Annotated in this window: 22 protein-coding genes; 7 read left to right on the top strand and 15 right to left on the bottom strand. The window is 39.7% G+C overall.

The genetic code is table 11. The features are described 5' to 3' along the window. Positions 1-59: 59 nt before the first annotated feature. Complete coding sequence (locus ASE55_RS08460; RefSeq protein WP_056217867.1) at positions 60-1,991, bottom strand: LTA synthase family protein; 1,932 nt, start codon at positions 1,989-1,991, stop codon at positions 60-62. Between the two features lie 160 nt (positions 1,992-2,151). On the opposite strand from ASE55_RS08460, the gene ASE55_RS08455 reads away from it, so the two are divergent. From ASE55_RS08455 to ASE55_RS08435, 5 genes are all read left to right on the top strand, one after another. Next, positions 2,152-2,865 (top strand): CDP-alcohol phosphatidyltransferase family protein, encoded by a 714-nt coding sequence (locus ASE55_RS08455; RefSeq protein WP_056217864.1) that lies wholly within the window; start codon positions 2,152-2,154, stop codon positions 2,863-2,865. 87 nt (positions 2,866-2,952) lie between these two features. After that, positions 2,953-3,717 carry a 3'-5' exonuclease gene (locus ASE55_RS08450; protein WP_056217861.1) on the top strand — a complete coding sequence of 255 codons (765 nt, stop codon included), beginning with the start codon at positions 2,953-2,955 and terminating at the stop codon, positions 3,715-3,717. A 2-nt stretch (positions 3,718-3,719) separates the two neighbouring features. After that, the gene (locus ASE55_RS08445; protein WP_056217859.1) at positions 3,720-4,118 is read left to right on the top strand and encodes a putative signal transducing protein; all 399 of its coding nucleotides are present in this window, start codon (positions 3,720-3,722) and stop codon (positions 4,116-4,118) included. Between the two features lie 283 nt (positions 4,119-4,401). Continuing rightward, the gene (locus ASE55_RS08440) at positions 4,402-5,007 is read left to right on the top strand and encodes a fumarylacetoacetate hydrolase family protein (protein WP_056217855.1); all 606 of its coding nucleotides are present in this window, start codon (positions 4,402-4,404) and stop codon (positions 5,005-5,007) included. A gap of 59 nt (positions 5,008-5,066) precedes the next feature. Next, complete coding sequence (locus tag ASE55_RS08435; protein ID WP_056217853.1) at positions 5,067-5,510, top strand: universal stress protein; 444 nt, start codon at positions 5,067-5,069, stop codon at positions 5,508-5,510. 78 nt (positions 5,511-5,588) lie between these two features. Here the strand turns inward: ASE55_RS08435 and ASE55_RS08430 are convergent, their stop codons facing one another. Continuing rightward, positions 5,589-5,822, bottom strand: a complete 234-nt coding sequence (locus tag ASE55_RS08430) for a DUF6341 family protein (RefSeq protein WP_056217850.1) — start codon at positions 5,820-5,822, stop codon at positions 5,589-5,591. Positions 5,823-5,864: 42 nt separating this feature from the next. Between ASE55_RS08430 and ASE55_RS08425 the strand changes: the two genes are divergently transcribed. Together ASE55_RS08425 and ASE55_RS08420 are read left to right on the top strand one after the other, a co-directional pair. After that, a complete protein-coding gene (locus ASE55_RS08425; protein WP_056217847.1) occupies positions 5,865-6,770 on the top strand; it encodes a DUF6427 family protein in 906 nt (301 codons plus the stop codon). A 6-nt stretch (positions 6,771-6,776) separates the two neighbouring features. Next, entirely contained in the window at positions 6,777-7,361 is a 585-nt protein-coding gene (locus ASE55_RS08420) for a DUF3109 family protein (protein WP_056217843.1), read from the top strand. 236 nt (positions 7,362-7,597) lie between these two features. Here ASE55_RS08420 and ASE55_RS08415 read toward each other — a convergent pair whose 3' ends face one another. The 13 genes from ASE55_RS08415 to ASE55_RS08355 all read right to left on the bottom strand — a co-directional run bounded on the left by ASE55_RS08415 (position 7,598) and on the right by ASE55_RS08355 (position 23,771). Beyond that, positions 7,598-10,462 carry a M16 family metallopeptidase gene (locus tag ASE55_RS08415; RefSeq protein WP_056217841.1) on the bottom strand — a complete coding sequence of 955 codons (2,865 nt, stop codon included), beginning with the start codon at positions 10,460-10,462 and terminating at the stop codon, positions 7,598-7,600. A gap of 304 nt (positions 10,463-10,766) precedes the next feature. Further along, positions 10,767-11,459, bottom strand: coding sequence for a hypothetical protein (locus ASE55_RS08410; RefSeq protein WP_056217839.1), 693 nt, complete (start codon positions 11,457-11,459; stop codon positions 10,767-10,769). A 114-nt stretch (positions 11,460-11,573) separates the two neighbouring features. Then, entirely contained in the window at positions 11,574-12,908 is a 1,335-nt protein-coding gene (locus ASE55_RS08405; RefSeq protein ID WP_056217836.1) for a trigger factor, read from the bottom strand. A 145-nt stretch (positions 12,909-13,053) separates the two neighbouring features. Beyond that, positions 13,054-13,641 carry a hypothetical protein gene (locus ASE55_RS08400; protein WP_056217833.1) on the bottom strand — a complete coding sequence of 196 codons (588 nt, stop codon included), beginning with the start codon at positions 13,639-13,641 and terminating at the stop codon, positions 13,054-13,056. A gap of 18 nt (positions 13,642-13,659) precedes the next feature. Continuing rightward, positions 13,660-16,053, bottom strand: coding sequence for a TonB-dependent receptor (locus ASE55_RS08395; RefSeq protein ID WP_056217830.1), 2,394 nt, complete (start codon positions 16,051-16,053; stop codon positions 13,660-13,662). A 159-nt stretch (positions 16,054-16,212) separates the two neighbouring features. Next, a complete protein-coding gene (locus ASE55_RS08390) occupies positions 16,213-16,569 on the bottom strand; it encodes a hypothetical protein (RefSeq protein ID WP_056217827.1) in 357 nt (118 codons plus the stop codon). A 136-nt stretch (positions 16,570-16,705) separates the two neighbouring features. Further along, positions 16,706-18,634 (bottom strand): ABC-F family ATP-binding cassette domain-containing protein, encoded by a 1,929-nt coding sequence (locus ASE55_RS08385; protein ID WP_056217825.1) that lies wholly within the window; start codon positions 18,632-18,634, stop codon positions 16,706-16,708. Between the two features lie 179 nt (positions 18,635-18,813). Next, positions 18,814-20,157 (bottom strand): T6SS phospholipase effector Tle1-like catalytic domain-containing protein, encoded by a 1,344-nt coding sequence (locus tag ASE55_RS08380; protein WP_056217823.1) that lies wholly within the window; start codon positions 20,155-20,157, stop codon positions 18,814-18,816. A 134-nt stretch (positions 20,158-20,291) separates the two neighbouring features. Further along, a complete protein-coding gene (locus tag ASE55_RS08375; protein ID WP_056217819.1) occupies positions 20,292-20,969 on the bottom strand; it encodes a response regulator in 678 nt (225 codons plus the stop codon). After that, positions 20,938-21,771 carry a sensor histidine kinase gene (locus ASE55_RS08370; protein ID WP_238585023.1) on the bottom strand — a complete coding sequence of 278 codons (834 nt, stop codon included), beginning with the start codon at positions 21,769-21,771 and terminating at the stop codon, positions 20,938-20,940. The genes ASE55_RS08375 and ASE55_RS08370 overlap by 32 nt, the downstream gene beginning before the upstream one ends. After that, on the bottom strand, positions 21,717-22,151 hold the full coding sequence (locus ASE55_RS08365; protein ID WP_128414529.1) for a hypothetical protein: 435 nt from the start codon (positions 22,149-22,151) through the stop codon (positions 21,717-21,719). Before ASE55_RS08365 ends, ASE55_RS08370 begins: the two co-directional genes overlap by 55 nt. A gap of 192 nt (positions 22,152-22,343) precedes the next feature. After that, positions 22,344-23,075 carry a hypothetical protein gene (locus tag ASE55_RS08360; protein ID WP_056217807.1) on the bottom strand — a complete coding sequence of 244 codons (732 nt, stop codon included), beginning with the start codon at positions 23,073-23,075 and terminating at the stop codon, positions 22,344-22,346. Positions 23,076-23,153: 78 nt separating this feature from the next. Then, on the bottom strand, positions 23,154-23,771 hold the full coding sequence (locus tag ASE55_RS08355) for a DUF5715 family protein (RefSeq protein WP_056217805.1): 618 nt from the start codon (positions 23,769-23,771) through the stop codon (positions 23,154-23,156). Positions 23,772-23,890 lie beyond the last annotated feature (119 nt).

The following is a 23,890-nucleotide window of genomic DNA, read 5'->3' as shown; positions in this document are numbered from 1 at the left end:
TTAAATGAAGTTAACAGGAATAAGTTCATTATTTAATACTTTACATACTGATGATGATATCAATACATTTTCCTGTTAATTACCCGGTCCATATAATCCTGGTACCAGGCTTTGGCAATCTGTTTTCCTTTTTTGGCCTCAGGATTGTTTTTAAGCTGATCTGAAAGGTTTTTTTCCAGTCCTAAATCTGTCCTGTCAAAAATACCAACCACATCTTTCCCGTCAAAACGGTAGATATAATTCCCGATGATAAACTGTTCTGCAGTACCGTCTGAATTGGCAATAACCGGAGCATATTTCTTTTCACTCACCAGGCTTCTCCCCCAGCTTCTTATTTTTTTGTTATACGCGATCAGGTCTGCCAGTGTAGGATATATGTCAATCTGCTGCGCAGGTTCCTGGCTGACTCCTTTTAAATGGTATTCAGGATTCGGAGAATAAAATATCAGGGGAACAGCAAAACGGTTCATTATTTTCTCATATTCCGGATAATAGACTTCATTGGTATGGTCGCCCGTAAAGACAAAAACCGTATTGTTAAACCAGGGCTGCTTTTTTGCCGTTTCAAAGTACTTTTTAATGGCATAATCGGTATACTGAATCGGTTCATGCATCTGGTTTTTCCCTTTTTTAAATTTTCCACTGTATTGTTCGGGGATTTTAAAGGGATGGTGTGATGAAGCCGTAAAAACCGTGGCCATAAAAGGCTGTGTTTTGCCTGTATTCTTCGCTAAATACTGTAAGAAAGGCTCATCCCAGATGGCCCACATCCCGTCAAAATCTTTATCATTACTGTATTCAGTTTTCCCGAAGTAATTTTTAAAACCTAAAATATTCCCGAAGCCCAGAAAGCCCATCGAACCATTCGGAGCACCGTGATAGAAAGAGGTATCGTAACCCATTTCATTACAAACCGAAACAATAGACTGTATTTTCTGATTGGAATAAGGTGAACTGGTGAATGCATCGGTTAAGCTTGGAATTCCCGCTAAAACAGAACTCATCCCGTGAATCGACTGTCTTCCGTTGGCAAAAGTATTGGGGAAAATCAGACTTTCACTGGCCAGGCTGTCGATGAACGGTGTGTAAGACACATAATCTTTGATAGCGGTATCTTTATTAAAAGCTCCTGAATATTCCCTTCCGAACGATTCCACAATAAAAATCACGACATTGGGCCTGGAGGTGACTTTTCTGTTGTAGATTTTATACGGATGAATATGTTCATCAATAAATTTTTCATCCACAAAATGGACTTCTTTAAAATTGTTTGTGTTCAGGGTCCGGAAAAACGAAAATGTACTGTTCAGCACCATATTTCCCTGAGCAGGAAGCTTCACGAAACGGTTGGCATCTACGAGGTTAATCGGCCTTGTGCTGTGTTTAAAATCCCCTCGGATTCCGCCGATGGCCAAAACAGCTGTCAGGCAAAGCACAACTACCGACCAGATAAAATACGGAACCAATTTTACAGGCTTCCGTTCCTGTATTGTTACTTTCCGGTAAAGAAAGACCCAGAGCCACATCAGTGCTGCAAACCATAATAAAACATACGGATTCTGCATGATGGAAACGGTGAATACTCTGAAAATATTATCTTCATGCCGGGCCACCTGAAGTGCTGCAGAAGTCAGCCTCATCTGGGAGAACCTGAAGTAGACCATATCCCCGAAATTCATCGCATAGGCAATTCCGTTGGTGATAAAATACAGCCAGAAGAGAAATTTCTGATATCCTTTCCTTGTATTGATGATAACCGGGATGATGCTTAGCAGAATAAACAAGGCATTGACATACAAAATAGCTGTGGTATCAAATGCGATTCCGTGATAGGAAAGGCTGAAATAATCAGAGACAGAATCAACTTTTATCAGATCCCTGTTAAAGTACCAAAACAGAAACCGGGCAGCCTGATAGAAAAAATAGGCTAAAAAAATCCGGTACAGCAGTGCCAGAATTTCCTGTGCCCTGCTTTCTTTAAACAATTTCATGGCGCAAATTTACATCAAATTCAAATTAATGTAACAATCGATTAATCTAAACACCGACACTACAGCTGATAAAACCTGAATGATTAAAACAGCAGATGATAATGGGTACATTGTAAATTGGTATATTGCTACATTGATATATTGTTTTAATTTTGCGGCTATGAACTTTATAAAAAATAATCTTGCCAATGCCATCACATTAGGAAACCTGTTTTCAGGCTGTGTAGGCGCCATCCATCTTATTCTGGGTAACTATGAAATAACGGCAGTCTGCCTGATTTTTTCCCTGATCTTAGATTTTTTTGACGGTTTTGTGGCAAGAGCTTTAAAAGCAAACTCCAACCTGGGGGTCCAGCTGGATTCTTTGGCTGATATGGTAAGCTTCGGGGTAATTCCCGGATTAACGATGTTTAAGATCCTGGAACCTTTCGGCAGCGAAATTGCAGGAGTCAGTCTTCCTTTTGAGATTAAATATTTCGGTTTGTTAATCACTTTGTTCTCTTGCCTCAGGCTGGCTATCTTCAACCTGGACGAAGACCAGAAATATTATTTCAAAGGACTGAACACTCCTTCCAACACCATCCTGATTTTCGGGCTGTATTATGCTTTTAAAGAAAACGGAAGCTTCGGATTCCTGCTATCCAATGAAATTTTACTCATTATATTAACGCTTTTTTCATCATGGCTACTGATCAGCCCTATAAAGATGATCGCGATGAAGTTCAAATCTATGAAGCTGCAGGACAATTATCCTAAACTTGCTTTACTGGCTGGTGCTGTTATTATCTTACTTATTTTTAAAACTGCCGGCATCCCGGTGGTGATTATTTATTATATTTTAATCTCAATGATCTTTCATAAACAACTTAACTAAGTTATACGTTTTGGGTTACCATTGACAAGTACTTAACTGTCCACAGATAACCCGTAACTTATAACAAATAACTCATAATTTAAAAAAATGAACTTAAAATTATATAAGCCGCTCTGTATTTTTGATCTGGAAACTACAGGAACGAATATCGGGAAAGACCGGATTGTAGAAATCTGTATCCTGAAAGTAAATCCTGATGCTTCCCGGGAAAGCAAAACCTGGAAGGTGAACCCGGAAATGGCTATTCCGAAAGAATGCAGCGAGATCCACGGGATTTATGACGAAGATGTGAAGGATGCCCCTACTTTCAGGGAGATTGCCCCAAAAGTAGTGGAAATGATTACGGGTGCGGACCTGGGAGGGTTCAATTCCAACCGCTTTGATGTCCCGTTGCTGGCTGAGGAACTGCTGCGTGCTGATTTTGATTTTGATTTGAGCAAATTTAAACTGGTAGACGCACAGACCATTTTCTTTAAGAAAGAGCCGAGAAACTTAGGAGCTGCCTATCAGTTTTACTGTGGGAAAACGCTGGAGAATGCCCATTCTGCAGAAGCTGATGTTATGGCCACTTTTGAAGTCCTGGATGCCCAGATTGGAAAATATGACGATATCCCGAAGGAAATTGCGGATCTGAGCGAGTTTTCAACTCAGAACAGGTTTGCGGACTTAGCAGGTATGATTCATTTCAATGAAAAGAATGAAGAAATTTTTGCGTTCGGGAAATACAAAGGACAGACAGTGAAGTCTGTTTTCAAAAAAGACCTTGGCTATTACGGATGGCTTCAGAATGCTGATTTCCCATTGTATACCAAAAAAGTGTTTACAAAAATCCAATTATCCAGTAAATTTTAAAAATGAGCGAGCTTGTTAAATTCAGATTTTACGAAACGGCCCTTCAGGCTAACCGGGACAAACAGATCCTGGCTGAAAGCGGCATCAACAGCTTCATTGCGAATGAACAGCTGATCCAGTCGGACTGGCTGCTTTCCCAGGCGGTGGGCGGCATCCAGCTGCAGGTTTTTGAAGATGACCTGGAAAAAGCACAGCAGGTATTACAGGATTATAAGGACAACGAAGAATTCCCGCTGGAAGTTGAACATACCATCGAGGATCCGGAATTTGATTTTGTATGCCCGAAATGCGGGTCCAACCATATCTACAGAGACGACAGTGCCACGAGCTTTTTCGGGATTTCGATTTTAACGAGCCATAAGTTTGTGTGTTACTACTGCGGGAACGGGTTTGAACATTAGATAAAAAGAAATCCGGGCAACATTTCAGAAAGTGATCCGGAAATTCGTGCCCGGATTCCTGCGGAATGACAGAAAAGGACGGTTATTCTGATAGGGTGAAAGGAATGACTGCAGCCTTAGCCCCGATTGCAGTAAAAATCCTTTTTTGAAGAAAAAGATTGCAACGGAAAGCGGGAAACAGCTACAAAAAAGAATGGAAGCCAGAAGATGGAGGCTGGAAGTTCATTTTGATTGAGAATAAATTTATTGATGCTTTTAAATTTCAATAACATACATAAAAATTATGAAAATAATCTGCATAGGAAGAAATTACGGCGAACACGCCAAAGAATTGGGAAATGAGATCCCTGAAAAACCGGTCATTTTTATGAAGCCGGATACAGCGGTTCTGAAAGGCAATGATTTTTATGTCCCTGAATTTTCAGATGACGTCCATTATGAGCTGGAAGTGGTGGTGAAAATTTCGAAAGGGGGAAAATATATCCTTAAAGAATCTGCCCACAAACATTATGAAGAAATCGGACTGGGGATTGATTTTACGGCGCGTGACCTTCAAAGCGAACTGAAATCCAAAGGTCTTCCGTGGGAGCTTGCCAAAGGCTTTGACGGTTCTGCGGTGGTAGGAAATTTCTTTAAAAAAGAAGATTACAACCTGGAATCCCTGAATTTCAGCATGCTGAAAAATAAAGAAAAGGTGCAGGACGGCAATACAAAAGACATGATCTTTGCGGTTGACGACATTATCGCATTTGTTTCCCAGTACTTTACGTTAAGGGTAGGCGACCTGATTTTTACAGGAACCCCGAAGGGAGTAGGAAAAGTTGAGGAAAACGATATTCTTGAAGCGTATCTGGAAGACCGGAAGGTTCTTGATATCCGGATATTGTAAGGAATTTAACACCGGTTCTGGCATAATTTTCTTATCTTTAGTTAACAAAATTAAAGGTCATGATAAATATTGTATTACCCGTAGATTTTGGGGACAGAACAGAAGAGCTTGTCAACGGTGCGGTAAAATTTGCAAAGCAGGTAAACGGAAGGATTTCCCTGATTCACGTGGCACCTTCGGACATCGGTTTTGCCATCGGCGATATGGGGTTCCAGTATTTCCCTGAAGTGGAAGAGAATGAAATCCGTGAAGAGCTGCTTCAGCTGAATACGATCCAGCAGAGAATCCTGGCTCATGGTGTAGATTGCGAGCACCTTCTGAAACAGGGCATTGCTAAAGACATTATTCTTGAATATGCCAAAACGAAAAATGCAGACTTCATTGTAATGGGCTCGCACGGAAGAAGCGGGATCTATGACGTCTTTGTAGGAAGCCTGACCAAGGGGATTACCAAAGACGCAGACATTCCGGTCCTGGTACTCCCGATCCATGATCACAAATAAATCAAATTGATTATAACACTATTAAAAAAGCCGACCAAATAAATTATTTGACCGGCTTTTTACTATATAACCAATTAATTAACCTTCTCTTTTATAGATATTCGGATCGTAGTAAGGGTTCTTACCCTCCGTTGGCGAATAATAGTCTTTATCTTTATCTCCACCTAAGGTCACTACCAAAACGTAGCACCAGTACGTAAATAATACGCAGCAAACAATAAACAGAATCCAGTTTAGCACATTACCGAAAGTGTCAAAGAAACCGAAAGTCCATTTGAAAACTTTGCTTAAGAATAGAAAGAAAGACGTCATTATTTTCCTTTTTTAAATTAACTTTGTACAAATTTATAAAAAATGTTTAGATTACTTTCAAAAGAAAGCAATATTTTTTCAATCCCGGTCTATATTGGTTTTCTTCTGTTAATAGTAATATCTTTTAACTTTTTGAATTTCAACACTTATGAGGCAGTTATTGCAGGAATTACTTTTCTGGGAATTGCTTTGGGATATTTCTGTTTTCACAGCATTGCGCTGAATTACCAGACGCATCTGCCTTTATTTCTGTATACATTTTTTATTTTCGGGCTTTATCCCGGTAAAATAGACGTCGGGCTTGCCGTTGCCCTGCTTACGAATTCCTTTCTTTTGCTGCTCCTTACCAGCACCAATGAAGACATCCGCAAGAAGTCTTACGTCCTGGTTGGTTCTATTGTAGCCCTTAATTTTATCTTTCTTCCTACAACGTGGCCGATGGCCGTTTTTGTGATGATCCACGTAGTGGCTACTTCGGAAAGGATCGGGCTGAATATTTTCAGATTCTTACTGGGGATTATTTTAATTGCCTTCAGTTATTTTTCCGTTATGTTCTTTATTAACTTTACTTCCTGGAATCCGGATTATTTCCCTTTCGGAAAGATAAAAATGGTGACAGACTATGAAGAACTGATTCCTTTGGTCCTGATTGCCTGTATGCTGGTGTATGCGGTATATGACCATTTTAAAAATTACAATAAAAAAAGCCCGGTCAGCAGGTATAAATATACCTTCCTGCTGGTTTTTTCTATAGCACAGCTTATTACGATTATTCTTTATATGAATAAAAGTTATGAATATTTACTGCTTCTTGCCTTTCCTTCCACGATTATCATCAGCAGGATGCTGAGGTTTTTACCCAGGTACTGGATGCAGGAAGTAAGCTTATGGGTAATTATTTTCAGTTTAATCGGTTTTAAAGCCGGAACTTATTTTGATTTATTTTAAAAGATTATGATTCAGATAGACGATAAATTGATCTCCGAAGAAATTTTTTCTGAAGAGTTTGTGTGTAACCTTACGAAATGTAAAGGCGCGTGTTGCGTGGAGGGAGATGTAGGTGCTCCGTTAGATAAGGATGAATTGGTGATTTTAGATAATATTTTTGATAAAATAAAACCTTATCTTACCCAGGACGGCATCAAAGCGCTGGAAGAACAGGGGACATGGACCACCGATCCTACGGACGGAATGTATGTAACGCCCATGGTGGAAGATGCGGAGTGTGCCTATGTAACCTTCGACGAAAAAGGGATTACCAAATGCGGGATTGAGAAAGCTTATGAAGACGGTGCCATCGACTGGCAAAAACCTATTTCCTGCCATTTGTATCCGATCCGCGTAACGGAATATTCTTCTTTTACCGCACTGAACTACCATGAATGGAGCGTCTGCAATGACGCCTGTACCCTGGGAAGAGAATTGCAGGTTCCGGTATATAAATTCCTTAAAACCCCTCTGATCCGCAAGTATGGTGTTGATTTTTATGATGTCATGTGTGAGGCGGCTGAAGAATGGAAGCAAGAGTATGGTTCATAGTGACCTGGAATATAATCTGTTTAAATAATAGGTTATTATAAATGGTTGAATCCTTAAGTTATTAATTATTTAAGGACTTAAGCTTTTTAAATGCCTGATTTATTCATTATAAGTTCCGGTAATATTTATGATGATGTGGAAAAGCTTCTGCTTGTTTTAACATCATATGATTTGAAATAAAAATAATAAAGCCGCCCCGTAAATTTTACGGGGCGGCTTATTTTAATTAAAGCTGATTAATTTGCGGCGCCTGTAGTTACAGTAACAGCACCTGATTTTTTAGGCTCTTCTTTTTTGGCATTCTCCCATCCGTCTTCCGGCATCAGGGTTGCCACAATTCTTCCTTTGGTCAGGTATTTTTTACCGACATCCTGAAGGTCTTTAACAGTCAGGGCTTTTACCTTTTCTTCATAGTTCAGGATTTCATATTTGTCGCTTCCGTCCATCTGGTTTTTCGTCAGGGCATTCATCCAGAACATGTTGTCTTTCAGGCTTGTTTTAAGATCGTTGTATTCTCCTTCTTTGTATTTGTCAAGATCTTTCTGTTCCGGACCTTTGTCTACCAGCTTCTGAAGTTCGGCCATTGCGCTTTTGGTCAGTTTCTCAGCATTTTCAGGACCACAAGGGAAACTGATGCTGAAACTGTAATTATTGTACGGCACCCTATACATTCCGCCTCTGGCACCGCCTCCGTAAATTCCGCTTTCATCTTCTCTCAGCTTTTCAATTACTTTAATCGTGGCTACTTCGCCTAATGCTTCCAACGCCAATGCTTCTTTTTCGTTATAAGCGGTTTCCCCGATGTAAGAAATGGTCACCATGCTTTTAGGATCTTTTCCTTTTTTGTAGATTTTGGTAAAATCCCCCGTCATCTGCCGGTATCCCGTATCTTTGAAAGCGGCAGGCTTGCCGTTTGAAGGCAGACTTGCGATATATTGCAATACTTCATTCTTAAAGGCAGCTTCATCCACATTCCCTACGAAATAGAAGTGGAAGTTTCCTGCATTCGCAAACCGTTCTTTATAAATTTCGTATGCTTTTTTATAATCGGTATTCGCCCAGTCTTTTTCCATAGGAATGATCCCGATGAATCTCGGGTTCTTCTGGTTCATAAACTTCGCATGCTCGCTGGAGAAATAGAACTGCGGGTTAGACAGCAGATTATCCAGCATAGCCGACTGCTTGGTCTTATACGCATTGAAAGCATCAGGATTGTAGTTTAATCCCGTAAAATACGCATACATCAGCTCCATGGCCGTTCCAAGGTCTTTCTGTGTGGTTCTTCCGTAAATACCTTCATATAAAGATCCTACGGAAGGGCTGACATTTACCTGTTTCCCGGCCAGGTAATTGGTAAGTTCGGCTTTTGAGAATCCGTTTACTCCGGCTTCCGTTAAGGCAGGAAAGGCAAACTGGGTTTTATTGTAATCTGCATCATTGATTAAAGAGCTTCCTCCCATACTTCTTGCAGAAAACACAATTTCATCATCCTTGAAATCTGTCTTTTTGAATGTTACCTTTGCTCCGTTATTTAAAGTCCAGGTTGTGGTTCCTAATTTTGCATCGGTTTCTGTTTTGGCAATCTTTCCTTCAGATTTGAAAGGTTTTACCAGGTTTTTAATGGTTGCTGTTTCCTGATATGGCTTAAGGTCTGCCATTTTAACGCTTTCAAACGTATTCAGGACCATTGCTTCCGTCGGCATCGTGACGTTATCTTTTTTAGGACCGGTAATCACCACTACCCTGCTGTCGTCTTTTACAAACTTTTTAATGATTTCATTGGTTTGGGCCAACGTTACAGAAGGCAAAAATTTCTTTGTGTCTTCATATTCCCACACGATTCCGGGCATCGGTTCCTGCTCAAGGAAATTCCTTACGTATTCATCTACCAGAAGATCGCTTTCCGTTTTATCGCGGTTGTTGTATGTTCTTTCGATATTGGATAAAACCTGAGCTTTTGCGCGGTCTAATTCCGTCTGCGTAAACCCGAACCTTTTGGCTCTTTCCGTTTCTTCCAGAAGAACCTTCAGTGCATTCAGCTGGTTGCCGTCTTTCACCATCGCAAATCCCTGGAATCCTTCCTTGCTTCTGGCATAGCTGCTGCCATGGTATACAGAACCGTAGGTAAAAGGAGGATTGGTAGAATTTACCAGTTCACTTAACCGGTTGTTCAGCATGGTAGAGGTAAGGCTTTCAATGATGCTCTGGTTGTACTGCTCAACGGTTGCATCCGGCTCATAGGCTTCCGTATCTTTCATGATAAACTGCACCATTGACCTTGTGGCATCCGGATCGGTTTCAACCGCCACCAGTGTTTCTTTATGGTTCGGCAGGTCAAATACTTTTCTTTCTCTTGATTTTGAAGGGTTTTTATATTTGCTGAAATTATCTTTGATTTTCTTTTCAACATCATCCACATTGATATCACCCACCACTACAATTGCCATCAGATCCGGCCTGTACCAGTCTTTATGGAACTGGCGGATCACTTCAGGCTTAAAGTTCTCCAGCACGTCTTTCTTGCCGATCGGCAGCCTGTCGGCATACTGTGATTTATATAATAATTTCGGGAGGTATTTGTCTGACATTCTTTTATCAGCACCCAATCCCAATCTTAATTCTTCCAGCACAACACCTCTTTCTTTATTGATCTGTTCGTCTGAAAGCGTTGCATTGAAGGCCCAGTCTTCCATTACTTTCAGCCCGGCATCCAGGTTTCCCGGCTTGTCTAAAGGTACAGGAAGCATATACACCGTTTCATCAAAACTGGTATAGGCATTGAGATGCTGCCCGAACTTCACCCCGATTGACTGCAGAAAGTCTACCAGCTTATTATCCGGAAAATTCTTTGTGCCGTTAAAGTTCATGTGCTCCATAAAATGGGCAAGGCCCCTTTGGTTTTCATCCTCCAGAATGGATCCTGCATTGATGGCCAGCCTGAAATCAACCTTTTTTTCAGGAAGCGTATTTTTTTTGATGTAGTACTTCATCCCGTTCGGAAGCGTACCGATTCTCACAGAAGGGTCTGCAGGAATGTTTTGTGCAAAGCCATTGGCAGACATTAAAATAACTGCGGCCAATGAAGAAAGCATTTTTCTCATATCGTTTTTGATTATTAATTTTAAATTTAAAGGTATTTATTATTCACCAACAAAGGACATTTTAAGCAAAAAAAATTATTTAAAGCTTATTATTACATTCGTAAAAGTTTAACAGGCAATACAATAGAAATCCGTTTACTGAAGAATCTGTTCTTTTTCATTGTTCTGATTTGTGTTATCCGGGAACAAAAGTATTAATTCCTGAATAATCCGGATGCTCTTTTTTAGTTAAACTTACGTTAAAATTGTGGCATGCATAAAAAAACCGGGAAAAACCCGGTTATATTATGTTAAATCTGATTATTTATTTGAAATCTGCATCCGTAACTCCTGAATTCATTGTCACTTTTACGGTTTTGATGGTCACTTTCTGCCCGTTTCCTTCTGCATCAATTTCCTGTGGGAATTTTATACCGTCAACCGTCATATAGCTTTTTACCAGGGCGCTTCCTTCTGCAGCGGAAGATTTGTACAGTAATCCTGTGGAAGCATCAAAATAGAATTTCCCTTTGTCTGAACTTAAGACATTGTATTCTTTACCGTCCAGTTTTTCAACGGTTACATTCGTATAGTTAGCCGGGTCATAAGCCAGTGCATCAATAACCATGCTTTTCTTCAGTTCTGCAATTTTATCCGCAGGAATCGCGTTTTTGGTTCCCATCTGATCAAAATAGCCTTTTTCACCGTCAAAAGACTGAACCATTTTCTGGCCCATTACGGATTGTTCGGATTTGAACTTGTTCCCCATTTTTTTCGTCACCATGGTTACCTCAGCAGGCAAGCCAGGTACGGTAAGGGTATTTTCAATAACCGTTGTCTTAACAGCCTGCAGCTTATCTTTGCCTCCAAGCGCTTTCAGGTAATTATCAATGACTTCTTTAGAAGATAATTTAGATTTTACGGCTTCCGTTTTAGCGGGAGCGGCAGTTGTCTGTTGTGCAGCCATAGGAGCAGCAAAAAGCACAGCACAGAAAAACGGGATGATGATCTTTTTCATATATTAAGTTTAGAGCGTAAATATAGGAATATTGAACGATAAACATTTAATGATTTACCAATAAAAAAACCACCGGATGGCCGGTGGTTTTCAAATATTTATAATAAAATAAGATTACTTCTTAAGTTCTTCAAGAAACTCGTCGTGAGAAATTGCCGTTTCTTTTTTTGTTGCTTTTTCAAGGATAACATCTTTCAGCTTCGTCATGGCTACTTCAGAAGAGATCTGTCTTACCTGCTCCTGGTCTTTCAACATTTCAACAGCATATTTCTGGATTTCCTCATCACCTAAATGGTGGATTCCGTAGATTGCCAACTGGTTTCTTACCAACTGCTCTGCCTGTCCTAAAACATCAGCATAGTCTAACTGGATGTTGTTATCGGTCATCAGTTTTCCTTCGATGATCTGATGCTTCAACTGGTTTTTCTCAGATTCAAGGATTTCTTTAGCCTGGTCTTCAGACTGGATATTCTGGTTAGAGAACAGCAACCATTTTACAAGGAATTCTTCAGGAAGATTTACCTCTTCTTTTTCAGAAACCTGCTCCAATACTTTGTTCACAAAATGAACATCAGCATTCTGCTGGAAATATTCGTCTAATTCTGATTTTACTTTTTCTTTAAGCTCTTCTTCAGACTTAATGTTCCCTTCTCCGTATACTTTATCAAAAAGATCCTGGTTAAGCTCACCAAGGTTCAGAGAATAAAAATCTTTTACTTTTACCTCTACTTCATTGTGGTGTAAATGCTCAGCTTCTTCTTTAGAGAATCCTAATTCTTTAGCCAATTCTTCATTACCGGCAAGCGTTTCTTTGCTTACTTTTACAGAACCGTCCATTTTAAGGTCTTTCACCAACTGGAAAGCTTCTTTGTTTTCAGCAGTAACGGTAACGTTTTTCGGCTGGTGGTGGTGCTCTCCTTCAGCATTTTCTTCAACAACCTGAGAAACTTCCAAAGCGATGTAAGACTCGTCGGTAATTTCTTCCTGAGGAACCTGCTCCGCGAAACGCTTCTGCATGTTCTCAATACTCTTGTTGATTTCTTTTTCAGAAGCTTCCACTTTGTAGTGAGGGGCTTCATATTTAGCTAAATCTATAGTGAATTCAGGCTCATATCCTACTTCGAAAGCAACTTCCAGCTGATCTGCATTGTAATCGAATTCATTTACTGGCTGAGGAACCGGCTGACCAACCAATCTTAGTTTGTTGTCGTTAACATAGCCGTTCAGCGCATCAGAAACCTGCTTGTTGATTTCTTCGAATGCAATACCTGCTTCATATTGTTTTCTAACCATACTCAAAGGCACTTTCCCCTTTCTGAAACCGGGAACCTGTGCATTCTTAGCATAATTAATCAATTGTTTCTCAACTTTTTCTTTATAGTCAGATTTCTCCAATGTTACTGTAAGCAGTGCACTTACATCATCATGGTTTTTTGCGGTAACCTTCATTATTGATTAAAATTTTAGGTTGCAAAAATAGGAAATTTTTATCAAAATCACCCATTTAAACTCAACTTAAACGCTAAATAATGTTAAATAAAAAACCCATTGAAACAATCCAATGGGTTTTTGCTAACAAGATTAAGGATATATATTAATTGGTAATATTATAATTTGCCTGTGCATCCGTTTCTCCTCCGGTGTGAGCTCCGTATACCACGCCGTTTCCGCTTACTGAAGAAGCTTCAGAAACCGTTACGGGTTCATGGAACAGGGTAAGAACCAGCTGAGCCGGCGCAGAAGCATTTTTTACCGCTGTATTGACCACCCATTTTGTTTTAAGGCCTACTCTGATTCCGCCTTCTCTTGTAGAACTTGCATCATCAGTACGAGTCAGGGTAATATCAGAATTCGGGAAATTATAGACCAAAAAGTGTTCGTTTTTTGCATCTTTAATCTCCTGCGTAGCATCTTCGTCTCCGTTTTTAAAGATCACTTCCACGTTATACGTATGACCATTCGCTACCTGAACATTGGGATTGGTTGTGCTGTTTACCTGGTAATCATAAACTACCGAAGTTCCTGTAGCTTCATCTGTCACTCTTAAAAGAACATCAGAAAGCTCTTCCTGTGGGAGGTCATCCGCTTCATCATCGCTTCTGTTACAAGAGGTTATGCTGAAAGAAGCTGATAATAATAAAAGTCCTGCGATCAGTGTTGTATTTTTAAAAATATTTTTCATTTTTTTTGATTTAAGTAATTAAAATTGATATTTAAGCGTTAAAATAAAGTTTCTTCCCATTTCGTTGGAAAAGAAACGAAGCCTGTTCAGATAGTCTCTGTACGACTTTTTAAAGACATTACGGACTGAAAAATCAATTCCGAAATTTTTAGACAGACCTACTCCGGTCTGAACGTTCCAGAGCGAGTATCCGTCCGGAGGCGTGGAAATATCCACTTCCTGATTATAGGCATTCCCGTCAGAATCAAATAACCTGATCGGAATATTGTACACAGGAAACCTGGTCTGCTTCAGATATGTATTGTTGCCTATATTGAAATAAAAGTTTTTCCATTCCTTTTTACTGAATTCCAATCCATTGTTAAAATTCGGCGGCATCATCATAATCAGAGGCACATCATGCGTAAGATCCTGTCCATAAACATAAGATGCGCTTCCTTTATATCCTAAATTATCCGTGATTTTAAGCTGGACATCAAGGTCTACCCCATACATCTTTGCATCAATCTGCTCATATTTATACACAACAAAAGCACCTCCCCACTGCGTATTCTGGTAGCCTGAAGGAATTTCATTAATAAAGTTTTTAGTGTAAAATAAATATGGATTCACGGAAATATTAAGCCCTTTTAAGAAATCAGCTCTCACGTCAGCCACCAAATTAAACTGGTTTCCTGTTTCACTTTTAATCCTCAGGTCTCCTCTTTCAATAATGGCTGCCGAATGGTGAAGCCCGTCTGCAAAGAGTTCAGCTACATTAGGAGATCTTGAAACCCTCGCATAATTGAATTTTAAATCAAAATACTGAGAAGGTCGGTAAACGATTCCTGCATTTGCTGAAATATTATTGTAACTTAATGACGGTTTTGTAAGAATCCGGTTCTGGTTAACCCTTACCACAAAGTCTGAATAATCTGAAGCATAAAGCCTGTTCCAATCGCTCAGGTCATACCATTTCGTAACTTCATAATGGTCAAAATCATATCTCCCTCCCACTTCAAGGTCTAATTGGGGAGCAATCTTATATTTTAACACAGAATAAATCCCGGCATAATACCTGTCATAATTCGGCACAAGACGGCGCGCTTCAGTCTGCGTATTGGAATAATTATTCTGATACCCCGCATTGATTCCTGATTCGAGGTTCCATTTCCCCCGTTCTATGATATGATCAATATTCAGGTCATTCGTAATCAGTTCCAGATCCAATGCAGGTTTTTTACTGAGTTCTTCTCCTCTGCGGATATCGAATTCTTTTCTGTGATTGTACTGAAGGCTGTACGTGGCCGTAATCTTTCCAAAATCCCTGAACCTCTGATAAGCGGAAATTTTAGCAATATGATGTTCAATATCCTGTCTCGGATTATCAATATCATAACTGAAATCCCTCTGATAAATCGGTTCCGGCGATGTAAGAGCCAGACGAAGGTCTTCCGAATTTCCGACATGGGAGCTTCTCAGAATTCCTACCGAACTTTTTGTAAGATAATAATCAAAAGAAAAACCTTTATTAAAAGTCATCTTCTGAACCCCGAAATTAAACCCGGAACTTTCAAGCCCTGTATTCATCAAACCGTAATCAGGAGCTTCCAGATCACCAAGTTTCTTAAAACTTCCGTTTGTTCTAACCGCCCAGCCGTTCTGCCAGGTCTTTGCCACTTTTACATTAAGGTCTCCGCCTCTTCCGTTAGAAATCCCGGAAAGGGAAACCAACCCCATAATGGTATCTTTCTTAGGCAGAACCTGTGGCTGCAAAACAACAACGCCGCCTACAGCCCCGCTTCCGTATTTCAGAGCAGAAGCTCCTTTGATCACATCGATATGTTCAAAATTGTTGACATCCACATTCGGTGCATGCTCTACTCCCCATTCCTGTTCTGCCAGCTTAACGCCGTTATTAAGAATGGCAACCCTGCTTCCGTAAAGTCCGTGGATAATGGGTTTTGCAATATTATTCCCTGTTTTAAGAACATTTACTCCGGAAATATTGGTGAGCAGATTACCCAGGTTTTCTGTAACATTCCGTGAAATGACAGACTGGTCAATCGTCTTCACTACCAAGCTCCCGTTGTTCCTGTGGCTCCCGTGGACGGTCACCGTTTCAATATCCTCAATATGGTGCTCAAGGGTAATTGCCAGGTGCGTATCCTGTGTAACTCCTACATTTTCAGTATAATCATTACAGTCAGGATGCTTAGCGACAAGTACATATTTCCCCGCAGGGATTTTACCGAATGAAAATTTACCGTTTTTATCTGTCTGTGCAGAAAAATTCCCGATTTTCACCACGGCATTTGCGAGCATGGTTTTATCGTGAAAATCCTGGACAGTTCCTTCCACAGTATAAGTCTGCTGTGCACTTGTTAATGCAAACCCGCAAAAGATAAGCATAAAACTATAGATCAATTTCATTGTTAAATAGATTGATGGCGTACTTTATAAAGTACTTTTCCGTAAAAAATTAGTGAATGGATTATTTTCCACACAGCATAATGTACGTGTGTCAATATAATGGCCGATGGTAATGAAACCATGACTCAAAACATCAGTATAATCCGAAGAATCTATAAACTATGAAACGGAGGGAGGACCCCGAAGCTGAAAGGTGAATTTGGTCTGCGACCAGACTTTTTCCTGAACTGCAATAATCTGTTTTACTTCATGCGTATCGCTTTCAAAGGAAAAACTGAATTCTTCAGGAACCAAAGTATGTCCGGTGGCCAGAAAATGACAGGCCAGACAGTCGCCGGCTTTTTCTTTTGCTGTATTTTCCGCCATCTTACTTTCCGTTTTTTTCAGGTTGAAAACCTTAAAAGTATCGGTTGAGTCGTGGTGGTGAAAACTTTGGGAAAACAGCGCCAGAAAGTAGATCCCAAACAGGAGCTTGGAAATAAAACTTTTCAGATTTCTGCTTTCTTTAAAAACCATGGATCAAAATTATAAAAATAATTTAAAAAAGCACATTAAAGTTTGCTTAAAATGTGCTTTTAAATTATCTGTAATATGTTGTAAAGATATGTGCTTTGTTACAGGATTCAATAATAAATAATTTATTATCAGAAAATTAAACCAGCTGGGTCCCTAAGTATTCCCATTCCTGTAAAGCCACATCCAGCTCTTCTTTCGCTTTATTGTAAGCTTCAAGGGTTCCATCAGAAGGGTTTTCTTTGGTAAATGAAGCTTCCATCTGTTCTATCTTTGTTTCAAGTTCAGAAATCTGTTCTTCTACTTTTTTAATCTTATTCTGGATGTTTTTCTGTTCTTTGCTGACGATTACGGAAGACGGGCTGTTATTTTCCGCTGGCTTCTCTGCTTTTTTAACCTCAATTTTCGGTTCATCACCGCGAAGTTTTGCTTTCTCAGCAGAAATTTCCCTGATGCTTTCTTTTTGTCTGAATTCAAGATATTCATTGATGTCACCCAGGAACTCTTTCATATGCCCGTCACGGAATTCATAAATCTTGTCACAAAGGCCCTGCAAAAATTCCCTGTCGTGAGAAATTACAATTAGCGTACCTTCAAATTTCTGAAGTGCCAGCTTGATGATTTCCTTAGACTGAATATCCAGGTGATTGGTAGGCTCATCCATAATCAGCGTATTGAACGGACGTAAAAGCAGCTTACATAAGGCCAGACGGTTTCTTTCCCCTCCGGAAAGTACTTTTGTTTTCTTGTTTACCGCTTCACCCTGAAACAGGAAAGATCCTAACAGATCCCTTACCCTGGGTCTTGTTTCTTCGGTTGCTGCATCTTCGGCTTCTTCCTGAACGGTTTTATTAGGTGTTAAAACTTCCTCCTGGTTCTGTGCAAAATAACCGATATTTACGTTATGGCCTAAATTCCAGTTTCCGGAATAATCTTTAATATCTCCGGCAAGAATCTTCGCCAATGTTGTTTTACCCTGACCATTCTGCCCCAGAAGCGCAATCCTGTCACCCCGCTGAACAATAAAATCCACATCATCAAAAATCTGTTTCTGCCCGTAAGCTTTCCCCAGGTTTTCAGCCTCGAAGATTACTTTTCCGGGAACCACAGACTGAACGAAACGGATATTGAATTTTGAAACATCTTCATTATCTACCTCAATACGATCGATTTTATCAAGTTTTTTAATTAAAGACTGGGCAAAAGAGGCTTTAGTGGCACTGGCACGGAACTTATTGATGTTGTCTTCCATCTGCTTGATTTCCGCATCCTGATTCTTTTTTGCCTGAATCAGTTTTTCGCGGCGGTCTTCTCGCATTATGAGATATTTGGAATAATTGGCTTTATAATCATCCACTTTCCTGTTATTCACATCAAAAGTACGGTTGCAGACGGCCGTCATAAACTGTTTGTCGTGACTTACCAGAAGGATAGCCCCGGGATAGTCTTTCAGAAAGTTTTCCAGCCAGATGATGGATTCCATATCGAGGTGATTGGTAGGCTCATCGAGAAGCATCAAATCATTTTTCTGAAGCAGCAGTTTTGCCAGTTCGATCCTCATTCTCCATCCTCCGGAAAACTCGTCGGTGATTTTATGGAAATCATCCGCTTTAAAGCCTAAACCGAACAGTACTTTTTCGATATCCCCTTCCAGATTATAGGCATCGTGATGCATGAGGAGATCATTCAGGTCAGTCATTCTGTTGATCAGATCCGTATAAGAATCACTTTCATAGTCAGTCCTTACCGTCATCTGATGATTGATCTCTTCCAGTTCTTCTTTCCATGCATTGATCTGTTCAAAAGCCTGCATGGTTTCGTTCCAGACCGTTCTTCCTTTCACAAAATCAAGGTCCTGCTTAAGGAATCCAATCGTGACGTTCCCTTCCGGGACCACACTTCCTTCGTAAAACGTAATTTCTCCGGAAAGCATTTTCAATAAAGTGGATTTCCCGGCACCGTTTTTACCGACCAATCCAATTTTATCATCTTTTTTGATCGTGAAATTCACGTTTTGAAAAAGATAATTTCCCGAATGATGTAATCCTAAACCTTGAACCGAAAGCATGTGTAAATGAATAATTAAAAGTGAATAATGTCTATTGAATATTTCAAGGCGCAAAAATACGCAAAAAGAAATGAATCGCAGGCATTAAGATCAGCGATCGGATCAGAATTAATGTTAAGAATAAAAAAGAGCTGCCTATTAAAGACAGCTCCACACCTAAATTTAAAACTGAAAAAGTACTAACATTTGTTATAAAGGTTTTCTTTAATCAATATCGTACGGCTCCAATTATCATTATTCGGAGTATTCATGCCATATGCATAATCTACCACAGAATTTTCCACATGATGTATTTCTGAGCGTAATTTTGTCTGGTCTGTACTGAACTGGCTATTGGAATGGGTAGGCACGTTCAGTCCGTTGTTGATGAATTCTGCATGGGCTCCGGCTTTGGAATAGATGAGTCCGGCATGGAACAAACCGAAATTAGCCGAAATATGTATATAATCCATCAGTTTTTCATAATTGTATTCCGGTTTCAGTTCCGGGTAAAGATGTTCTGCATAAGCCTCCGAGGCATGACAGAGTTCTGCGAGGTACGGGTGTTTCTTCGGATCTATTAAAAAATCAGACTCGCTGAAATCAGTGGAAAAGACCTGTCGGTCAAAGTTAGATTCTTTCAGCATTAACCTTCCGTAGATCCTTGACATTTCACTGTAAACCAGATCCCGTTCAAGATATGCCTGGTAAAAAACATCTCCCTGTTCTACATTTATATGCTCTGAAAGATGATCCCAGACGCTGTTCCCATCTCTATCGGCCGCTGTTTCCCTGATATTTTCTATATAGGAAACCAGATCATCTTTACTGATAAAATCCGGTGAAATGTATACAGATTCTGAACCGCCTAAATAGCCTCCGCCTACATCGGCATGAGCTCCAGGAACAAAAATCTCCTTCCACACGGCATTTTTTCTTTCATATTTTGTATCCGCCAGTTCCCGGGATTCTTCAAAAAATCCGGTTAACGGGAAAAAATACCGGCACTCATTAACCGCACACAGATGGAGTGCCCTTTGTATTCCCGGTAAAAGAGTAAGGTTATATTCACTGAACGCAGAAGACTCTACCGTATCAAAAACCCCAAGAAATTTTATTGTAATATCCGCCTGAATGGCCGGCTCCGGCTTCAGCAGCTCATGGCAGAAATGCCTTGCCAGCATAGCGCCTCTGCTGAATCCATACACATACAGTTCATAGCTCCTGTTTTTATCAGCGGTTATTTTTTCAAGAAACGAAAAGGCTCTGTCCAGCTTATCATCGGAAGAATAACCCTGGGATTTCCCGGGATTTCGGCAGGTAGCCATGGCAAAATCGCTGTCTTCCTGATGTGTTACCGTCCCGATTCCTTCAACATATATTTTCTCATCACCGTCAAAAAGCCCAAACATCTTATAGATATTGGTGGTATTGCCATAATAACTTTCATTATTGGTCTGAGGCTTGCGGGAAGCTGTTGCGTTGATCCCGTTATTTCCGGTTCCGTCGAAGAAAATTCCGACCGTGATGATACTGTTTTTCATCTACTTTGTGGCTTTATCTTTAATCTTCATCAATAGTTATATGCTTATTAAATGAATTCCTCAAAGTAACGGTGAAAAAAATCAGGATGATAGCGTAGAAAGTACCAAATAAAAAATTCCGTATTTCTACGGAATCAAATTTTATCTAAGGAATATATATTATTGATGATGGCATAAATTACAATTCCGACGGTATTTTTAGCCCCAATCTTTTCAACAATCCGCTGCCTGTGGCTTTCTACGGTTCTGGGGCTTATAAATAATTTTTCTGCTATCTCATTGTTGGTATGTTCCTGGCAGATCAGCTTTACAACGTCCTTTTCACGGTCGGAAAGTTCGTCGTCCATATCAAAAAGCGTCCTTTTTTTGGTAGGGCTGTTCATATAGGAAAAGATCATCTGGTGATCTTCGGGCGTAAAGAAGATCCCGTTTTTGTAAACCATGGTAATGGCTTCTATAAAAGCATTGCGGTTCGAGTTTTTGGGCAGGAAAGCAGATACGCCCAGCTTTACCATATACCCCAGGATTGTCGTTTTGTAGTGTGAGGAAAGGATGATGATCTTAAGGTCCGGATATTTCTCTTTAAGGATTTCAACCAGTTCAAAACCGTTCATGGGCTGCATCTGAACATCCACCAGCGCAATATCAGGAAAATCTTCTCTGGGCGTATTCTCCAGAGTCTGCAAAAAGTCCGGCCCGTTGTTGGACGTGAAACCGACAGTAATGTTCTGCTCGGATGACAGTAACATTTTTACACCTTCAACGATCAGCTGTTCGTCATCAATCAGTGCTATTTTGATCTGGAAATTCATTGTTGTATGGAATTTTAATAATTAAACGGCTGCCTTCATTTAAAACATTTTTCCATTTGTGGGCCGCATTCATAGATTTTATTCTGGATTCGATGTTCTTTATCCCCATCCCTTTTTTCACTTCTTCGTATTCAAAACTCTGGCCGTTATCTGAAATAACTACTCCGAGGTAATCTTTATAATCTTTAATATAGATCCGGACTTTTGATGCTTCAGAATGCTTCAGTACATTGGTGGTGAATTCCTGAATGATCCTGTAGAGCTGTACTTCTATAAAGATATTTTTCTTCTGGAATTTCGGGCTTACCGTCAGTGAGATGTTGATTCTTCCGGACAGGTTGGCAATCAGCTCTTCTATATACAATACCAATCCTACAGCTTCCAGGTTCACGGGATACAGGGAATGCGAAATGCTTCTTGCGGAATCTATCAGGGAAGACATCTGCGTCGTTATATTTTTCTTAATCAGCTCATCTCCTTTTGTATCCAGGTTATTCAGCCATAAGGAAAGGATATTCAGGCGGTTCCCTATGTCATCATGAATCATTACCGCAATTCTTTTTCTTTCGGATTCCTGAGCCTTGATATTTTCCAGGGCCAGCTTTTTCTGATGCAGGACTTCTGCTTCATACTGTGCATTCTTTTCCCTGATAATTCTTTGGATAAAGCTTCTGTACGCTAAAAGAATAAAAGACATGATGATTACCAGTACGGCAATCAGTGCGATGAAAAAGGTGATATTTAATGTTATTTCTTTAATTTTAAAAAGGTATAAATCATTGATATATAAAGGAACCCACAAAGAATATTATTGATGCTCCAGATAAGTTCGACCTGTTCCGTAGTAAATTTGGGCAGCTGACGAATGAGGAAAAAAAGGAAAACCGATAATCCGTAATAGAGGAAAATCAGACTGTCTGCCGGCATAAACCGGTCATCAATCCTGGTATTCTTAATTTCCATCAGCAGGGCATAACCGGCAAAGCAGATGATAATGATGTTGGAAATTACTTTTTTTACTTCATTGGGAATAATCCCCAGATCCAGCAGGAAAAAGCCTGCCAGGAGTGCAACCGGGATATACCAGATCCAGGACAAGCCCAGTTTTCTGATGAAGAGAATTCCCAAGACCAAAAAGTCCCCGGCAACATAATAGGGAAACAGGAAGCCTAAATCATTCACATTAAATAATTTAATAGAAATCTTGGCTGCAGCTTCTATTAAAAAAAGAAAAATGATATAATATACATACCATTTTTCTGTATTTTTAAAAGATCTGTACTTTAAGAGCCCTATAAAAGCACAAATTACAAGTAAGCTATTATTGAGATAAAGTATTATCTGATAAACATCCACAATATTTTAGGTTAAAAATTACATATACTTGCATATCGGCGGACATGGTTCTGACCAGTCGTAGGTATTGGAGATTTTTTCAATGCTTCCCGTATTTTGAAGATCCTGATAAAAGGAAATAAAAATAAGGGTAGGCAGTACTCTCTGATATACTTCAGAAAATTTAAGCCCAAATGAACAGATGATATTCGTAAGCCCCGGTTTTGAAGGAATCAAATCACGCGAAGGGACATAGAATCTTTTAAAAATCCTGTTTCCGTCAAACTCATCACATTCTCTGAAAAACCAGCTCATCCCGTCATTTCTCCAGGATTCGATTGCCGTTACCGCTTTATCCTGATCCAGCATCGGCTTACCGGAAACCGGAAAATACATATCGGCATTACCGTCTATTTTCTGAAGGTCTTTAGAAAGAATAGCATTTTTCACGATTGTATACTCTTCGGTCTCAACCAATCTGAGATCTCTATCCAATTCATTCAGAGAACTGTACGCATAATTATCCGAAGGAATTTTCCTCCCGCGTTCGTCCATCGGATAAAGAATTGCCACCAGCTTGTCTTCATAAATTCCTATCTGCGTACAGAAGTCGGTATTTTTGTTCAGCTTCTTCATCCAATCAACCTCATCAGCATCAAAATTAAAAACATAATTCGTAGGAATCAGGTTTTTAATAGCTTGATAATTGTTACAGCAGTTAGTCCATTCTGCAATTGCTATTTCACATTGTTCCCTGTTAAGTGTATTCATTTTTTCACGGTTTTTGTGGCATAAAAATATGTAAACTAAATTATCTGTGCAAGTATATCACGCGCAATTGAAAACCCATTAATAATTTCTTACGGTTATGTGAAAGCAGCTCTGCTGTTTTTCTTTGATATAATAAATCTTTCCGGCGTCGGCATAATATTTTAAAACCTTTTCCAAAGCTGTTTCCAGCCTGGCATTATACTTCAAAACATCGTTAAACCGAACATAGGAAATATCGAAAGAGTTGCCGTAATTATGGGAGCTGATCCCCATGGACGCATTGGTATTAACTTTTCTTAACCTGCACTGGTCTTCCAGGGTCCTGGTAACGGAAGAAACGGTAAAGGTACTGCCTTTGGTCTCTTTACTGAAGCGCGCACCCATTTTTTCCAGTATCAGCTTTGCTTTGGATACCATCCACGGCCTGCTGTAATCAAGTTTATAAATACGGTATCCTTTTCCTGAACTTTTTATTTTATGGAGTTTCCCGCTGTTGATATATTTCGTTACCGTTTTCGGGTTCTCCAGGAGTTTAACCCCGAATCTTTTCGAAGCGTCCAGGTGAGGTTTATAAAGAGCGGTAGGCGTTACCTTTAAAACTTCTGTAAGATCATAGCACGGCAGTGATTTCCCCGATGCCTGACTGTAAAAAATCTGATAAAAGAAGAACAGGATGATGTACAGAAGCTTGTTCATTAAAGACCCTTTTTGAATTTAACGTAAAAATACATTTTTATGCCTAAAAGGTATATACGCAATACCATAATATTTTATAATTAAATATTTTATAAACAAAAACCCAATAAAATAATAAC

This window comes from Chryseobacterium sp. Leaf201, assembly GCF_001421435.1.
Taxonomy (GTDB): Bacteria; Bacteroidota; Bacteroidia; order Flavobacteriales; family Weeksellaceae; genus Chryseobacterium.
This window is presented reverse-complemented; position numbering and strand designations above follow the sequence as displayed.

Excerpts from the sequence above, each read along its gene's own strand:
- ASE55_RS08460 (WP_056217867.1), bottom strand. The coding sequence starts at position 1,991 with ATGAAATTGTTTAAAGAAAGCAGGGCACAGGAAATTCTGGCACTGCTG.
- ASE55_RS08455 (WP_056217864.1), top strand. The coding sequence starts at position 2,152 with ATGAACTTTATAAAAAATAATCTTGCCAATGCCATCACATTAGGAAAC.
- ASE55_RS08450 (WP_056217861.1), top strand. The coding sequence starts at position 2,953 with ATGAACTTAAAATTATATAAGCCGCTCTGTATTTTTGATCTGGAAACT.
- ASE55_RS08445 (WP_056217859.1), top strand. The coding sequence starts at position 3,720 with ATGAGCGAGCTTGTTAAATTCAGATTTTACGAAACGGCCCTTCAGGCT.
- ASE55_RS08440 (WP_056217855.1), top strand. The coding sequence starts at position 4,402 with ATGAAAATAATCTGCATAGGAAGAAATTACGGCGAACACGCCAAAGAA.
- ASE55_RS08435 (WP_056217853.1), top strand. The coding sequence starts at position 5,067 with ATGATAAATATTGTATTACCCGTAGATTTTGGGGACAGAACAGAAGAG.
- ASE55_RS08430 (WP_056217850.1), bottom strand. The coding sequence starts at position 5,822 with ATGACGTCTTTCTTTCTATTCTTAAGCAAAGTTTTCAAATGGACTTTC.
- ASE55_RS08425 (WP_056217847.1), top strand. The coding sequence starts at position 5,865 with ATGTTTAGATTACTTTCAAAAGAAAGCAATATTTTTTCAATCCCGGTC.
- ASE55_RS08420 (WP_056217843.1), top strand. The coding sequence starts at position 6,777 with ATGATTCAGATAGACGATAAATTGATCTCCGAAGAAATTTTTTCTGAA.
- ASE55_RS08415 (WP_056217841.1), bottom strand. The coding sequence starts at position 10,462 with ATGAGAAAAATGCTTTCTTCATTGGCCGCAGTTATTTTAATGTCTGCC.
- ASE55_RS08410 (WP_056217839.1), bottom strand. The coding sequence starts at position 11,459 with ATGAAAAAGATCATCATCCCGTTTTTCTGTGCTGTGCTTTTTGCTGCT.
- ASE55_RS08405 (WP_056217836.1), bottom strand. The coding sequence starts at position 12,908 with ATGAAGGTTACCGCAAAAAACCATGATGATGTAAGTGCACTGCTTACA.
- ASE55_RS08400 (WP_056217833.1), bottom strand. The coding sequence starts at position 13,641 with ATGAAAAATATTTTTAAAAATACAACACTGATCGCAGGACTTTTATTA.
- ASE55_RS08395 (WP_056217830.1), bottom strand. The coding sequence starts at position 16,053 with ATGAAATTGATCTATAGTTTTATGCTTATCTTTTGCGGGTTTGCATTA.
- ASE55_RS08390 (WP_056217827.1), bottom strand. The coding sequence starts at position 16,569 with ATGGTTTTTAAAGAAAGCAGAAATCTGAAAAGTTTTATTTCCAAGCTC.
- ASE55_RS08385 (WP_056217825.1), bottom strand. The coding sequence starts at position 18,634 with ATGCTTTCGGTTCAAGGTTTAGGATTACATCATTCGGGAAATTATCTT.
- ASE55_RS08380 (WP_056217823.1), bottom strand. The coding sequence starts at position 20,157 with ATGAAAAACAGTATCATCACGGTCGGAATTTTCTTCGACGGAACCGGA.
- ASE55_RS08375 (WP_056217819.1), bottom strand. The coding sequence starts at position 20,969 with ATGAATTTCCAGATCAAAATAGCACTGATTGATGACGAACAGCTGATC.
- ASE55_RS08360 (WP_056217807.1), bottom strand. The coding sequence starts at position 23,075 with ATGAATACACTTAACAGGGAACAATGTGAAATAGCAATTGCAGAATGG.
- ASE55_RS08355 (WP_056217805.1), bottom strand. The coding sequence starts at position 23,771 with ATGAACAAGCTTCTGTACATCATCCTGTTCTTCTTTTATCAGATTTTT.